This window comes from Sorangium sp. So ce176, from assembly GCF_051519835.1.
Lineage (GTDB): Bacteria > Myxococcota_A > Polyangia > Polyangiales > Polyangiaceae > Sorangium > Sorangium cellulosum_G.
In genome coordinates this window covers 518,247-532,080 of record NZ_CP150371.1, presented here as the reverse complement: position 1 = coordinate 532,080, position 13,834 = coordinate 518,247, and the positions used below count along the sequence as shown (strand labels likewise).

The following is a 13,834-nucleotide window of genomic DNA, read 5'->3' as shown; positions in this document are numbered from 1 at the left end:
CGAGCGTAATCAGATTCGCACCACCGGCTCGACGCTGCGGGTGTGCTTTTTGTTGCGGAGCTGTTTGGATACACGCCGTCTTGGGACATACTCCTGCGCTCGATGACCTGGCCGCGTCCAGCGGGCAACTGCTTGCCCGCTCGGGTCGCGCCGAGGAAAGGAGACTTATGTCACGGTGGTTGAAGCTCTCGTTGCTCGCTTTTGGCGCCAGCGCTCTCTTGACGGCGTGCGGAGACGACGGCGACTCCCCCGGTGGATCCAGCACCACCAGCACCTCGTCCACGAGCGGCTCAGGAGGCGGCGGTGATGCCTCCACGAGCGCGTCGGGGAGCGGCGGCGGCGATGGAGGGAGCAGCGGCGACGGTGGAGGCGGGAACGGCGGCGGTGGAGGCGGGAACGGCGGCGGCGCCTCCGCGCGCGCCGAGGCGGCGCTCGAGGCGACGAGCTCGGGCGAGCTGGAAGGGACCGCGACCTTCACGCAGAACGGAGACGAGGTGACGCTCACCATCACGGTGTCCGGCTGCCCCGAAGGCGAGCACTCGGCTCATCTGCACGAGAACAAGAGCTGCGAGGACAACGCTGACGCTGCGGGCGGCCACTGGATCCCCAACGGGGAGGGGCTCGGCAGCTTCACGTGTGACGCGAGCGGCGAGGGCACGCACACGGTCACGCGCGGCACCGACATCTGGACCGTGGGCGACGGCGCCAGCACCGACGTGACGAAGTACTCGATCGTCGTTCACGCCGCGGCCGATCCGAGCGCGGGCGGCCGCATCGGCTGCGGTCTCATCGAGCTGGAGTAACCCTCCGCACGGCATCCGCGCGCCCCGTCCGAGCCTCGGGCGGGGCGCGACAACTCCCCCGGATCGGGCCGCTCGCGACGTTCGTCCGACGGGCTAGCGAGACGTCGCGCCCGGCGTGATCTCCTGGGGTCGGAGCGTGACCGTGCGCTCGACGGCGTCCGACGCGGCGAGCTGCAGGAACAGCGACTCGTCGAAGGACCCGGCCCTCGACACAACGACGACCTGCATCCCCGTGGGAAGCTCGATGCTGAGCGGCGTCTTGCCGAGCTCCGTCCCGTTCCACGTCACCTTGGCGTCGGACGGCTCGCTCTTGATGGTGACCTTCGCCTTCGGGCCAGCGCTCTCGAGAGAGGCCGATGCCGTCGGAGGAGCCCACGCCGTCGTCGCGGGCACGACGTCCGACGCCTGCACGGAGCCGCCATCCGGCAAGGTGCCCCGCTGCGCCATCGCGACGGCCCCCGCGCCCAGCAGCGCCGCCGCGCCGAGCGCGGTGAACAGGTACCCGCGCTGCCGCCAGGGCGAGGGGCGCCCCACCGTCGCGCCCAGGCTGTCGGGATCGGCCGCCGGCTGCTCGTACTGAGGCAGGCCAGGGGTGCTGTGCTCGGTGAGGACCGGCAGCCCGGTCGCAGAGGGCCACATCGAGCGGTTCATCCCCATGACCATCGACGCGCGAGGGAAATCGCTGATCATGGAGGCGCGCTGGATGTCGCCGGTGACGTCCAGCGAGCTCAGGTACTCGAACTGCGCGGTGACCTGCTGGCGCACGAGCGCCCTGCTCTCCGCGAACATCTCGAGCACGTACACGCCGAGCTGCTCCTTCCGGACGTCCTCGCCCGAGACCAGGAGGTAGCTCTCCAGCGCGTCGCCCATCTCCTGCGCGGTGGCGAACCGCCGCGCGGGGTCGCGCTGGAGCGCCTTCGCCACGATCTCGTCGAGCGCCGGGTCGATGTCCGGCACCACCGTGGAGAGCCGGGGGATGTCCCGCGTGAGGAGCTGGTGCATCACGGCGACATGATCGCCATCGAACAGCCGGCGCATCGCCAGGAGCTCCCAGAGCACGATGCCGATCGCGAAGAGGTCGGCCCGTCGGTCGACGTCCTCGCTCGCCATCGCCTGCTCGGGCGCGGCGTACGCCATCTTGCCCTTGAAGGTGCCGTTCTCGGTGTGCGCCGCGTTGAGCGACGCCTTCGCGACGCCGAAATCGACGATCTTCACCGCGCCGTCGTACGTGACGAAGATGTTGTGCGGCGAGACGTCGCGATGGACGATGCCGAGCAGCCGGCCGTCGAAATCCGTGAGCTCGTGCGCGTAATGAAGGCCACGCAGCGTCTCGGCGATGACCCGGACCCACGCCGCGCGCGTGAAGTTGCTGGCGCCGGCACAGCCGCTCACGACCGCCCGCACGATGTCCTTGAGCGGCTGGCCCTCCAGGTACTCCATGACGATGAAGTACCCGCCGCTCTCGCCGCCGATCTCGTAGGTCTGGATGACGTTCGGGTGGTTGAGCCGTGCCGACAGCTTCGCCTCGTCCAGGAACATCAGGACGTAGCGAGGGTCCTCCGCCATGCCGACGCGGAGGCACTTCACGACAACGAGCTTGTTGAACGACCCGGGCCCGCGGGAAACGGCGAGGAACACGTCCGCCATCCCACCGCGGCCTAATTTTGCAACTAGGCGGTATCTACCAAGCAAGCTGTTACTCGCTTGCTTGTTCGCAGAGATGATTTGCCCGCCTGCATTCACGACATCCCCCGCTATAAGAGCTTAACTACTCCGTTGACCTGAAGTTTGCAAAGACTTTTACGCTCGGAAACACTTGCGCACCCGACACGTGGGTGGCGCGACGCGGCATCCTGGCGCAGCGCTTCATCGGCCGATGAATACGCACCTGGCAGGGGCGACGAGCCGCCAGGTCGACGGGAGTGAATGTTGGCGCGCTGACAAACTCGGCTGGAGCGAGGTCTCCGGCCTGTGGCCGTGCGCACACGGTAACCGTGCCAACATGCCAGTTGAGCGGCCACACTGTCATTGTACACCGACGGCCCCGAGCGCGGTGACGGGAATGTGCGACGCAAGCCGGGCCGCACGGGTCCGGCGGGGATGCCAGCACGGGCCGGCCCCACGAGACCATGGGGCATGTCGGTGATGGCGCCCACACGCCGACTGCCGGCGACCGAGGGTCGGCTCGCCGTCTGACGCGGTATCCGCCCTGCGCGGAGCCTGAGCGCCGCCAGGGTCGCTCTGCTGTAGGGGATCTACCAGGGGTCCTGCGTCCAGAACCTGCGCACGACCTCGAGCGTGGCATCGAGCTGCTCGAAGTGCGGGAGACCCCGCGTCGGGGAGACGCGAGCGACCTCGACGCGCGCGTTCTGCTGCGCGAGCTCGTCGAGACGGTCGAAGCGCGCGTGGGGGTCGCGATCGTAGAGGACCAGGGTGGGGACGGGCAGACGCGCATAGAGACGCTGGAACGCGTCCTCGGTGAACAGGTCGCCGGCGATGAACGCGAGGGGGGCGCGGTGGGCGCCAGGCTCCTTCGACGTGCGGATAGCGTAGTCGACGAGGCCGGGATCCGGCGCGCCGACGAAGTTCTTCTTCAGGAACCAGCGGATGCTCGACGGCGTGGCGAGCACGCGGAAGAGCGCCTCGGCGACGTGAGGGACATGCGAGATCGCCCGGAGGACGACGCTCGCGCCGGGCGCCTCGCGGCCGAGCCCCGTGGGGGAGACGAGCACGAGGCTGTGGACGAGGCTCATCTCCTCGCAGGCGACGGCGGCGGCGAACTCCGAGGAGAGGGACAGCGCGATGACGTCGGCGCCGCCCGGCTCGCGCACCACGTCCGTGAGGAACCGGCGCACGGCGGCGCGGTAGAGCTCACGATCGTAAGCGCGATCGGTGCGCTCCGAGAGCCCGAACCCCGGGAGATCGAGCGCATAGACGGGCCGCTCCGCGCGGAGCGCGTCGAACAGGGGAGCCACCTCCTTCGACGAGGCGGCCGCGTCGATCGCATGCAGGAGGACGACCGGGCGCCCCGTGGCGCGCGTGTCCACGTAGTACGCCAGGCGCCCTGCGCTCCACGTGTCGACGTGGCGGATCTCCGCGTCGAGCGCAGGGGCCAGGGGGGCGCGCTCCGCCTTGCGGAGCACGCTCGGCGCGAACCGTCCGACGACCGCATCGAGGCTCATCGCGCGCGCGCCCATCACGTCTCCTCCGGGGAGAGCATCCCCTCGTAGTCCGCGCGCTCGATGTCAGCGATGCTGGCGGTCCTCGGAGCCGGTCGAGAGTCGACGCGGCCGTGGTCGGCCGGTCCATCCTGACCAGGCTCGCCGCGCCTGTCGCGCGCTGCTTGATCCGAGACCTCCTGCGCGGCGCGCACCAGCCTCTCGAGGCGCTCCTCTTCCATGGGATGACGAGCCCCGTCCGGTCCACCGTGCCGATCCTCGAAACGGTGGTGTCCGGGCTCAGGCTGGCCATGGGGCACGGTGCGCTCAGGTCGAACTGTCATTGCTCAGCTCCTTTCGCAGGAGCCCAAGAGCACGGACCGTGCCTCACCAGATCGCCGCCGCAGAGACTCTCGTGGAGCAAATATCGAGCTGAGCAGGAGCAAACACGCCCCAGGCGTGACGCTTCGCCTCAGGGGATGTTTGTAGCGGGAAGTGCGTCTTTCTCAGCTCGCCCGCCGTGTCACGGACGAACGGACGTGAGCTCTCCACGCCCGATCGGATGCCGGCGATCAGCCTGCGACGTCGAGCTTGCGGCCAGAGGGCTTGTTGATGTCGGCGAAGAAATCGTTGCCCTTGTCGTCCACCACGATGAAGGCCGGGAAATCCTCGACCTCGATCTTCCAGACCGCCTCCATGCCGAGCTCGGGGTACTCGAGGACCTCGACCTTCTTGATGCAGTCCTTGGCGAGGCGCGCGGCCGGACCGCCGATCGAGCCGAGGTAGAAGCCGCCGTGCTTCTTGCAGGCCGCGGTGACCGCGGGGGAGCGGTTGCCCTTGGCGAGCATGACGTAGCTGCCGCCGCTCGCCTGGAAGAGATCGACGTACGCGTCCATGCGGCCGGCCGTGGTGGGCCCGAACGAGCCGGAGGCGTAGCCCGCCGGCGTCTTCGCGGGCCCGGCGTAGTAGACCATGAACTCCTGCATGTAGCTCGGCATGCCTTCGCCGCGGTCGAGCCGCTCCTTGATCTTCGCGTGCGCGATGTCGCGCGCGACGATCATGGGCCCGGTCAGCGAGAGCCGCGTCCGGATCGGGTACTTCGAGAGCTCGGCCCGGATCTCGCTCATCGGGCGGCGGAGATCGAGCTTCACGACCTCGCCCCCGAGATCCGCCTCCGTGGGGTCAGGCAGGTACCTCGCGGGGTCGCTCTCGAGCTGCTCGAGGAAGATGCCCTCGCGCGTGATCTTGCCGAGCGCCTGCCGGTCCGCGGAGCAGGAGACGGCGATGCCCACCGGGCACGAGGCGCCGTGGCGCGGCAGGCGGATGACCCGCACGTCGTGGCAGAAGTACTTGCCCCCGAACTGGGCGCCGATCCCGGTGCGCTGCGCGAGCTCGAGGACCTTCTGCTCGAGATCGCGATCGCGGAAGCCGCGGCCACGCGCGTTGCCCTCGGCAGGGAGCGTGTCGAGGTAACGCGCCGAGGCGAGCTTCGCGGCCTTGAGCGTGTACTCGGCCGAGGTGCCGCCGACGACGATCGCGAGGTGGTACGGCGGACACGCCGCCGTGCCGAGCGCGCGGAGCTTCGCCTCCAGGAAGGAGAGCAGGCTCTCGGGGTTCAGGAGCGCCTTGGTCTCCTGGTAAAGATAGCTCTTGTTCGCGGAGCCGCCGCCCTTCGCCATGAAGAGGAACTTGTAGGCGTCGCCGTCGGTCGCGAAGAGCTCGATCTGCGCAGGGAGGTTGTCGTTCGTGTTGACCTCCCTGTACATGTCGAGCGGCGCGAGCTGCGAGTAGCGGAGGTTCTGCGCGCGGTAGGTCTCGAAGACGCCGCGCGCGATCGCGGCCTCGTCGCCGCCGCCGGTGAAGACGAGCTGGCCCTTCTTGCCCACGACGATGGCCGTGCCGGTGTCCTGGCACGACGGGAGCACACCCCCCGCGGCGATGCTCGCGTTCTTGAGGAGCTCGAGGGCGACGAAGCGGTCGTTCGAGGAGGCCTCGGGGTCGTCGAGGATCCGCGCGAGCTGCGCGAGGTGGCCGGGCCGGAGGAGGTGGGCGATGTCGCGCATCGCCTCGCGCGCGAGCAGGGTGAGCCCCTCCGGCTCGACCTTGAGGAAGGTCGAGCCAGCGGCCTCGAAGGTGGAGACATGGTCGCGGCTGACGAGGCGGTACGGGGTCTCGTCATGGCCGAGGGGCAGCATGTCCTGGTACTGAAATTCGGTCATCGTTCGGGTCTCCGGGGCAGGGAGGCTGCGGGTCCCCCTTCTTTGCATGGCTCCGGGCCCGGGCTCAACACCCGCCCGGCGCCGGCTGTCAGGCGGGGAGATCGCGCGCGACGTCGTCGAGCACGGCTGAAATCGACCGCAGGAGCGGCGCGCGGGCGGTCCGCAGGAAGAAGTGCCCGCCGGGGAACACCTCGGCCCGGAAGGGCCCGCGCGTGAGCTCGCGCCATGCCTCGATATCGGCGGGGCTCGCGCGCTCGTCGTCGTCGCCCCCGAAGGCCGAGATCGGGCAGTCGAGCGGGGGCCCGGGGACGAACGGCTCGGCCTCGTTGACGGCCACGTCCGCGCGGAGGACGGGCAGGAAGAGCGCGAGGAGATCCGGCTCGCGCAGGACCTCCTCGGGCGTGCCCCCCATGCGGCGGAGCCACGCCAGGAACGCGTCGTCCGGCAGGCCGTGGAGCGGAGCAGAGATGGGCTGGTGGGGCGCGCGCCGCCCCGAGACGAACAGGTGGCGCGGGAGCGGAGCGCCCCGGCGGCGCAGCTCGCGCGCGAGCTCGAAGCTCACCAGCGCGCCGAGGCTGTGGCCGTAGAACGCGAACGGCTTCGCGAGCCAGCCGTCGAGCGCTGTCGCGAGGGCCTGCACGAGCGGCGTGAGGCGCTCGAACGGCGGCTCGCTGAGGCGCGCCTCCCGGCCGGGGAGCTTGATCGCGCAGAGCTCCGTGTGCGCGGGGAGCTCGCGCCACCAGGCGCTGTAGATCGACGCGCCGCCGCCCGCATAGGGAAAGCAGAAGAGGCGGAGGCGGGAAGCGGGGTTCGGCCGCGGGCAGCCGACCCAGGCGTCGGAGGTCGAGGGGGTGGTCATGGGGTTGCGCTCAGCGTAGCTCGCCGCTGCCGCGCCCGCCTCCCTACCACTTGCTGCCGAGGGCCACGCGGATGGTGGCGACCTTTCCCCGATCGAGGCCGAAGCCGAGGTCGTCGTCCAGCGCGACCAGCGCGCCGACGCGCGTGAACGAGCCCTTCACGAGAGGCTCCCAGGCGATGAACGGCTCCGCCGCGAGCTGGGCCGAGTTGCTGGAAGAGAGGGGGAACGCCGCCTGGAGGCGCATGCCGAGGCCGAAGCCCCCGAACGGGCGAAACTCGATCTCGTTGCCCTGCTCGATCACGGACTTCGTCATGTCGCCTTCCCGGGTCGGGAGGAAGACCTGAGTCGCCACGTCGTGGGTGAGGAACAGCATCTTGCCGAAGTGGATCTCGGTCCCGACGCGCGCCCGGAAAGCCCAGTGCCCGAGCAGCACGCGCTGCGCATCGAAGTAGGCACGCGCGGGGAAGTTCGCCACCGCCGCGACCTCGAGGCTCCTGCCCGGGTGCGGGTGGAGCGGGACCGTCAGGCCGATGCCGCCGAAGAGCGCGAGGTTGGGCAGCAGGTTGCCAGCGTAATGGAGGCCGAACGTGGGATTGCCGAGGAAGAACTTGCTGTGGCGCGCGGCGCTCGTGAATCGCTGGCCGAACAGGTCCGTGGACTGGGGGCCCGCGACATCGCCGTAGGCGAACGGCATCTCCGCGTCGAGGTGGAGACCCGCGAAGAGCTTGTACTGCGTGGAGGCGGTGATGGCGACGCCGAGCCGCTCGGACTCCGTGACCTCGACCTCATCGGGATCTGCGCCCACCTCGGCGAGCTGCGTCTGGTACGACGAGCTGAGGACGTCGATCTCGAATCCGAACCGGCCTCCCTGGCTCTTCGCCCAACGCTCCTTCGTCTTGTCCGTGATGGGCTGCCGCGGCGCCGCCTCTTGCGCGAGCGCAGGCGCGGCCAGGGAGAGCATGAGGAACAAGGTACCAAGAGACGCTTTGGTCGTGCTCACCTGTGTCTCCCATCTCGTACTGGACTCGAGGGATGCGCGGGCGATTGACCACCTTGTCGCACGGTCGCCAGCGCCGCCGCGCCGCACGGGCGAGGCCCCATGAACCGCGGCGCTCGCTCGGATCAATGCAGCCCGAGCGCCCTGGATGCAAGCTTTTTGACCGCTGAGCCCCTGCGACGCCCCGCGTCGCGCGGACCGGCCAGAGCGCGCCGGAGGCCCCGGCGCCCGCCCGCGCGCGCAGACCGCGGCGGTCGAGGCGCGTCGTTACCGTTCGCTCTGGCGACGGTCAGCGCTGGCTGCGCGCCGCGCCGGCGCGGCGCTCGAGCCGTGCGGCGAGATTGCGGCGCTCCTCCGACTCCGCGCCGCCCCGCGCGCGCAGCGCGAGCGCGAGCACGCGCGGCAGATCCAGCGCCGCGCCGCGCGCGCGCATCTCCGGATACGACCGCTCGTAATCGCGAGGCACCCGCAGCGACCAGTTGTGGTCACCCATCGTCCCGGGAGCGTTGTAGATCTCCTTCAGCCCGAGCAGATCGGAGAAGAAGATCATCACGTTCGCCGCCTGGCTCGCGAAGAGGTCGGCGAACTTGGCCTGCGCGAGCGCGCGCGGGTCGGACGCGAGCGCGCGCGCCATCGCGCCCTCCTCGGCCGGCGAGGGCGCGAGGCGCGAGGCCAGGTACGCCGCCTGCCGCTCCAGCGCGCCGCTCCGCTCCCACGCGTCGAGCAGCCTCCAGAGCGGCGGCGTGTCGTGGGTCCCCACCATGATCCAGTCGGAGGGCCCGGCGTTCTCGCTGCGATAGACGTCCTTCGGGTTGTCGAGATCGGCCTTCTGCGTGACCCGGAAGCGCCCGAGCCCGTGCCGCTCGAGCACGGCCCGGAGCGGGAACGGGAGCGTGCTCAGCACCTCGCACACGATGTCGGTCGTCGCGCGCCCGCGGGCCTCGGCGCAGCTCGCGATCGTGTCGAAGATCACGCTGTAGCGCCCGACCTGCTCCGGCGTCAGCGAGGAGACCCAGTCGTCGGCATACCGGGGTACACCGCGGTTGAGCTGCGCGGGAGAGACGATGGCGTAGCGGGCGAGCAGCGGGTGATCCGGCAGATCGGGCGACGAGAAGAGCCGCGCGCCGCCCTGGACCGCGCGGAGCGGATCGGGGGCGTCGGCGACGTGGACCCAGGGGCAGACGAGGCCGTGCGGGTGATCGAGGCGCACCCCGTCGAACTCGTCGAACATCTTGTCCATCCGGGCCCGCACGAGCGCGAGCGCGCCGGAGGAGGCGTCCGCGTACTGGGCCGGATCCAGGACAGGGTAGTTCCACACCTGGCCCTCCGGGTTGGTCCGGCTCGGCGGAGCCCCCATGAGATAGCCCTTCAGGAAGACCGATTGATGGGCCCAGGCATCCTGGGGCGAATAACCGATCTGCAGGTCGCCATAGAGCTTGAGCCCGAGCGCGGCCGTCACGCCCCGGAGCGCCGCGTGCTGCTCGTGCGCGAGGAGCTGGCAGAAGGCGTAGAAGTCGACGTCGTCGCGGTGCCGCTCGAGGAGCTCCCGGCTGCGCTCCTCGCAGGCGACCACCTCGCCGGGGCCGGGCGCGAAGAGGCGCCGATCGAGATCCGGCGCGCCGGTCCAGCCGTGGAACCAGCCGCTCCGGTGCTCGTCGCAGAGGGGGCCGTAGAGCGCGTCCCGCTCGATCCACGCGGCGTTCCGCTTCCTGAACGCGGCGAGGCGGCCGGCGAGGTCGTCGAGCTCGCCGCGCTTGCGCCGGTCGACGTACGACGCGAACGCCTCCCGGAGCGCGGCGCGCTGCGCGCGGTACGCGTAGCCGTGCTGCGCGCGGCCGTCGTGGCCGCCGGGCTTGCCGGCGACGATCTCCGTCACCGTTCCGGGGCGGAGCAGCGCGCCCCACGGGCCGTCCTCCGTCAGCCGGGCGAGCGCGATCGACAGCGTGCTCCGCGAGAAGATGGTGCCGTCGTACGGAGATGCGTTGTCGGCCGACGTCTCCCCCTGAGGGCCGAGCTGGATGCCGTTGAACCCGAGATCGCGCGCGAACCGGAGGAACCGGCGACCCCCCTCGGTGTACGGGGACCCGCGCCCGGTGTCCTCCGCGTCCTCCGACGGGAAGCTCGGATCGTGGATCGCGAGCACCAGGTTGCGGATGCCCAGGAGCTGCAATGCGGCCCTGACGAGCTCCCCCTCGTCCTCGCCCTCTCGAGCCTGGGCCGGCGTCACGTCGCCCTTGTCGTTCCCGACGTCGTTCATCGCGGTAGGTATAGCGATGAACGGATCGGCCCGCCAAGACGCGAGAACAAGGGACATTTCTGTCTCAGTGGCGTGACTACGCCGCTGTACGGCGGACCCCGATCGAAGCCGTCAGGCCCCGAGGCGCGTGCCCGCCGCGACGCCCGAGGTCGCCCCGGCGGCGCCCACCATCGGGAGCGTGAAGAAGAACGTGCTCCCCTCGCCGACCTTGCTCTCGACCCAGATCCGCCCGCCGTGGACCTCGACGAGCGCCTTCGCGATCGAGAGGCCGAGCCCCGTGCCCTTGTGGGCGGTCTCCTTCGCCTGCCAGTAGCGCTCGAAGATGCGCGCCCGCTGATCCTCCGGGATGCCCGGGCCTGTGTCGCGCACCGAGACGAGCACCTCCCTGCCCCACGGCTGGGCGCGGAGCGCGACCTCGCCGCCCGCGGGCGTGAACTTGATCGCGTTGCCGACGATGTTCGCGATCACCTGCAGGACCCGCTCGCGGTCGCAGAGCGCCCGGTCGACGCCCTGCTCGACGCCCTGCTCGATGCGCAGCGATTTCTCGGCCGCCTCCTCCCGCAGGATCTCGATGGCGTCGCTCAGCAGGCCAGGGACGTCGTGCGGCGCCGGCTGGATCGAGATGTGGCCGCCGTCGAGCTTCGCCAGGTCGAGCAGATCGCGGATGAGGCGGTTCATGCGATCGGCCGACTTCTGGATGCGCTCGACGGGGCGCCGGAGGTCGGCCGCCTCGTCCGAGCTCGGCAGCTTCCGGCGCAGGAGGCTCGTGTTCATGACGATGGTCGCGAGCGGGCTCTTGAGGTCGTGCGACACGACCGCCACGAGCTCCTCCCGGGCGCGGATCGCCCGCTGCGCGCTCTCGTAGAGCCGCGCGTTGTCGATCGCGAGCGCGGCCCGCCGCCCGAGCTCCTCGGCGAGGGCCCGGTCCTCGGCGCCGTACAGCAGATCGTCGCGGCCCGAGGCGATCGTGAGCACGCCGAGCATGGTGCCGCGGGTGACGAGCGGCACGGCGATGTAGCGCCGCAGGCCGAGCTCCTTGAGGAGCGCCTCGCTGGCCGACACGGGCGGGTCGCTGTCGCGCGCGTCCAGCCCTCGCTCCGCAGCGGCGGGCGCGCCCGCCACCTCGCAGAGCACCGCCTCGCCCGTCTCCAGCACGCGCGCCACGCCGGACGGGAGGACCGAATCCATCGGCGTCTGGCCCTGGAGGAGGCGCGCGAGCTCGCTCTTCTGCGGGTCGGCATGGACGACGACAGCGCGCCGGAGCATCGCCTCGCGCTCCATCATGTCGACCATGCACCAGTCCGCGACGAACGGGACCGGCAGGCGCGCGACGCGCACGAGGGTCGCCTCGTAGTTCAGCGAGCTGGAGAGCAGCCGGCTCGCCTCCGAGAGGAACGCGGCGCGGCGCTGCGCCGCCTCCGCCGCCGCGCGCCCCGCCTCGGCGGCGGCGAGGTGCCGCGCCCGCTCGCGCTCGTTCTCGATCATGCGGGCGTAGAGCAGCCGGTGCACGAGCGCCGTGCGGAAGGTCCCCGCGAGCCGGCGCATCATGCCCCGGTACCGCGGCGCGGACGGGGGCTCGCCCTCGAAGCACAGGATGAGGCAGGAAGCGCCGCTGTCGCCCTGCCCCTCGAGCGAGAAGTGCCAGGTCACGAGCCCGGGCCGCGCGAGTTCGGGGAACGGCAGGCAGAGGCCCTGGCCCTCGCCTCCGGGCGCGGCCGCCGGGGGCGTGACGCGCGGCGGGATGGGCAGGGCGCGCGAGCTCGCCGACAGCCCCGCGGCGTCGAGGAGCCGGGGGGCGAGCGGCGTCGGCTCGACGAGCACGATCACCGCGACGCAGCTCAGCCGCTCGGCGAGCCGCTCCAGGAAGACCGCCATCGACTGGCGAGGATCGAACAGGTCGAGCGCTGCGACCGTGAGCTCCTGGAGGACGCTGAGGAGCGCCAGCCGTTCCTCCTGGATCTCGTGATCTTCGTCGCTCGCCATGGGCAAGGCTCCAGCCGCTCCGACGCTCAAGCCCCCAGCGCGAGCACGACAGCGGTCTTGTTGTGGAACTGCGGTACCCCCCGGCCCAGCGCGCCCACCTCGCCGAACGTCAGGCAGCCCATCACGGGGACGCTCTGGCCGAGCTCGTTCTCGAAGGTGGTCAGCTCGTCGCGCACCGTGTCGCCGAGCATCATGCACCGCGAGATGCAGTCGAACACGAACGCGCCGGCGATCGGCCCGGCCACGGCGTCGCGCGCGGTGGTCGCGGCCTCGCGCGCGGCGCTGACGAGGCCGATGGGATCGCCCTCCATGACGCGGATGAGGCACCCGTCCGGGACCTCGCCGACGCAGTAGAGGCCGCCCGGCGTGACGACGCGCAGCGGATCGCGGATGACGTGCTCGCCGTCGGCCTGCGGGATGCCGAGCGGGTGGGTCATCGCGAAGGTGGCGAAGCCGTCGAGGTTCACCTGATCTCCGCGCGCGCGCGCGGTGCGCTGGTAGACCGAGAAGGCGCCCTCGAACTCGAGCTCCGCGACGACCGTCCCCTCGGCGCGCGTGACCATCGTCGGGGGGCCGTAGGGCCGGAAGCCGTGGCGGATTCCGGTGGCCATGCGGGCCGGCGAGTCGATCGCGACGACGACGACGCTGTCCGAGTAGGCGCGCCCGCCCGCGAACTGCGCGGTGCGCACGAAGCGGAGGTTGTCGCCCGCGCCGCCGCCGGCCCAGACGACGCCCGTCCCGCCGACCTCGACCGCGCCGCGCACGACGTCGGCCGCGTTGCCTGTGAGCGCGTCCGGCAGCACGATGAGCGCGCGGCTCCACCCAGGCGCGGCGGACGACGGGAACCCCTCGAGCGCGCGCGACGCGGCGAGCACCCCGGCGCGCCGTCCGTCCTGGCTCACCGGGTGCGCGACGCCGACGCCGACACGCACGGCGTCCGACACGATCAACCCCACGACGAGCCCCTGCCGGAGGAGCCGGCTGCCCGCAAAGACCCCCGCCGTGCAGCACCCCGCCCAGGGGATCCCGGGCAGCTCGCTCGTCACGGCCGCAGCGAGCGCGTCGGCGTCGTACTGGTCCGTCGAAAGGACGAGCGCGAAGGCGGGGCGCGCCGATCCGGGCTGCAAGGCCGGTCCGGGCGGGGAGGCCACGAGCTCGGGGCGCGCCGACGCGCGGAGCGCCGCCGCCACGGACTCGGCCGCAGCCATCTTTGGATCCGCCGAGGAGCTCGCCCCGATAAACAGCTGTGTCGTCATATCCTCTTCCCCCCTCACAATTCAGGCACTCGCGTTATACTGGAGATTCGCTCGCTCGTCACGGCGCGTGGTTCTCCTGTCTTGTCGTCCGTACGGGGCGATCCATCCCTTCAAGCGACTCATGGTTTTCCCGGCCGAGCGCGGTGTGAAGGACCGACAAAGCCGCGGCGGGCCTACCAAAGGAGAGCTGCGGAGGAGAGAGCGAACCCCGGGACCGTGGGGGCAGAACCATTATCCTTCAATAAGACAACGAGCGCTGCAAGCCCGTCAGACGCGTCGGAGGCATCCTTGTCGCTCTCTGA

Annotated in this window: 10 protein-coding genes; 1 reads left to right on the top strand and 9 read right to left on the bottom strand. The window is 71.0% G+C overall.

Features of this window, described 5'->3' with window-relative positions; translation table 11 throughout:
• Window positions 1-167 precede the first annotated feature (167 nt).
• Complete coding sequence (locus tag WMF42_RS02010; RefSeq protein WP_437689922.1) at window positions 168-803, top strand: superoxide dismutase family protein; 636 nt, start codon at window positions 168-170, stop codon at window positions 801-803.
• A 93-nt stretch (window positions 804-896) separates the two neighbouring features.
• On the opposite strand, the gene WMF42_RS02005 is transcribed toward WMF42_RS02010, so the two are convergent.
• The 9 genes from WMF42_RS02005 to WMF42_RS01965 all read right to left on the bottom strand — a co-directional run bounded on the left by WMF42_RS02005 (window position 897) and on the right by WMF42_RS01965 (window position 13,484).
• Window positions 897-2,450 carry a protein kinase domain-containing protein gene (locus WMF42_RS02005; RefSeq protein ID WP_437689921.1) on the bottom strand — a complete coding sequence of 518 codons (1,554 nt, stop codon included), beginning with the start codon at window positions 2,448-2,450 and terminating at the stop codon, window positions 897-899.
• A 608-nt stretch (window positions 2,451-3,058) separates the two neighbouring features.
• Entirely contained in the window at window positions 3,059-4,000 is a 942-nt protein-coding gene (locus tag WMF42_RS02000; RefSeq protein ID WP_061608364.1) for an alpha/beta fold hydrolase, read from the bottom strand.
• Window positions 4,000-4,203, bottom strand: coding sequence for a hypothetical protein (locus tag WMF42_RS01995; protein WP_061608363.1), 204 nt, complete (start codon window positions 4,201-4,203; stop codon window positions 4,000-4,002). Before WMF42_RS01995 ends, WMF42_RS02000 begins: the two co-directional genes overlap by 1 nt.
• Before the next feature lie 330 nt (window positions 4,204-4,533).
• Window positions 4,534-6,180, bottom strand: coding sequence for a fumarate hydratase (locus tag WMF42_RS01990; RefSeq protein WP_199693683.1), 1,647 nt, complete (start codon window positions 6,178-6,180; stop codon window positions 4,534-4,536).
• Between the two features lie 88 nt (window positions 6,181-6,268).
• Window positions 6,269-7,039, bottom strand: a complete 771-nt coding sequence (locus tag WMF42_RS01985) for a thioesterase II family protein (protein WP_061608361.1) — start codon at window positions 7,037-7,039, stop codon at window positions 6,269-6,271.
• A gap of 43 nt (window positions 7,040-7,082) precedes the next feature.
• On the bottom strand, window positions 7,083-8,000 hold the full coding sequence (locus WMF42_RS01980; protein WP_061608380.1) for a hypothetical protein: 918 nt from the start codon (window positions 7,998-8,000) through the stop codon (window positions 7,083-7,085).
• 325 nt (window positions 8,001-8,325) lie between these two features.
• Entirely contained in the window at window positions 8,326-10,293 is a 1,968-nt protein-coding gene (locus WMF42_RS01975) for a 4-alpha-glucanotransferase (protein WP_437689920.1), read from the bottom strand.
• A gap of 111 nt (window positions 10,294-10,404) precedes the next feature.
• Window positions 10,405-12,276 carry a GAF domain-containing sensor histidine kinase gene (locus WMF42_RS01970; RefSeq protein WP_061608360.1) on the bottom strand — a complete coding sequence of 624 codons (1,872 nt, stop codon included), beginning with the start codon at window positions 12,274-12,276 and terminating at the stop codon, window positions 10,405-10,407.
• A 26-nt stretch (window positions 12,277-12,302) separates the two neighbouring features.
• Window positions 12,303-13,484, bottom strand: coding sequence for an FIST signal transduction protein (locus WMF42_RS01965; RefSeq protein ID WP_437689919.1), 1,182 nt, complete (start codon window positions 13,482-13,484; stop codon window positions 12,303-12,305).
• Window positions 13,485-13,834: the final 350 nt, after the last annotated feature.

Excerpts from the sequence above, each read along its gene's own strand:
- WMF42_RS01995 (WP_061608363.1), bottom strand. The coding sequence starts at position 4,203 with ATGGAAGAGGAGCGCCTCGAGAGGCTGGTGCGCGCCGCGCAGGAGGTC.
- WMF42_RS02005 (WP_437689921.1), bottom strand. The coding sequence starts at position 2,450 with ATGGCGGACGTGTTCCTCGCCGTTTCCCGCGGGCCCGGGTCGTTCAAC.
- WMF42_RS01980 (WP_061608380.1), bottom strand. The coding sequence starts at position 8,000 with ATGCTCTCCCTGGCCGCGCCTGCGCTCGCGCAAGAGGCGGCGCCGCGG.
- WMF42_RS01990 (WP_199693683.1), bottom strand. The coding sequence starts at position 6,180 with ATGACCGAATTTCAGTACCAGGACATGCTGCCCCTCGGCCATGACGAG.
- WMF42_RS02000 (WP_061608364.1), bottom strand. The coding sequence starts at position 4,000 with ATGGGCGCGCGCGCGATGAGCCTCGATGCGGTCGTCGGACGGTTCGCG.
- WMF42_RS01975 (WP_437689920.1), bottom strand. The coding sequence starts at position 10,293 with ATGAACGACGTCGGGAACGACAAGGGCGACGTGACGCCGGCCCAGGCT.
- WMF42_RS01965 (WP_437689919.1), bottom strand. The coding sequence starts at position 13,484 with ATGGCTGCGGCCGAGTCCGTGGCGGCGGCGCTCCGCGCGTCGGCGCGC.
- WMF42_RS02010 (WP_437689922.1), top strand. The coding sequence starts at position 168 with ATGTCACGGTGGTTGAAGCTCTCGTTGCTCGCTTTTGGCGCCAGCGCT.
- WMF42_RS01970 (WP_061608360.1), bottom strand. The coding sequence starts at position 12,276 with ATGGCGAGCGACGAAGATCACGAGATCCAGGAGGAACGGCTGGCGCTC.
- WMF42_RS01985 (WP_061608361.1), bottom strand. The coding sequence starts at position 7,039 with ATGACCACCCCCTCGACCTCCGACGCCTGGGTCGGCTGCCCGCGGCCG.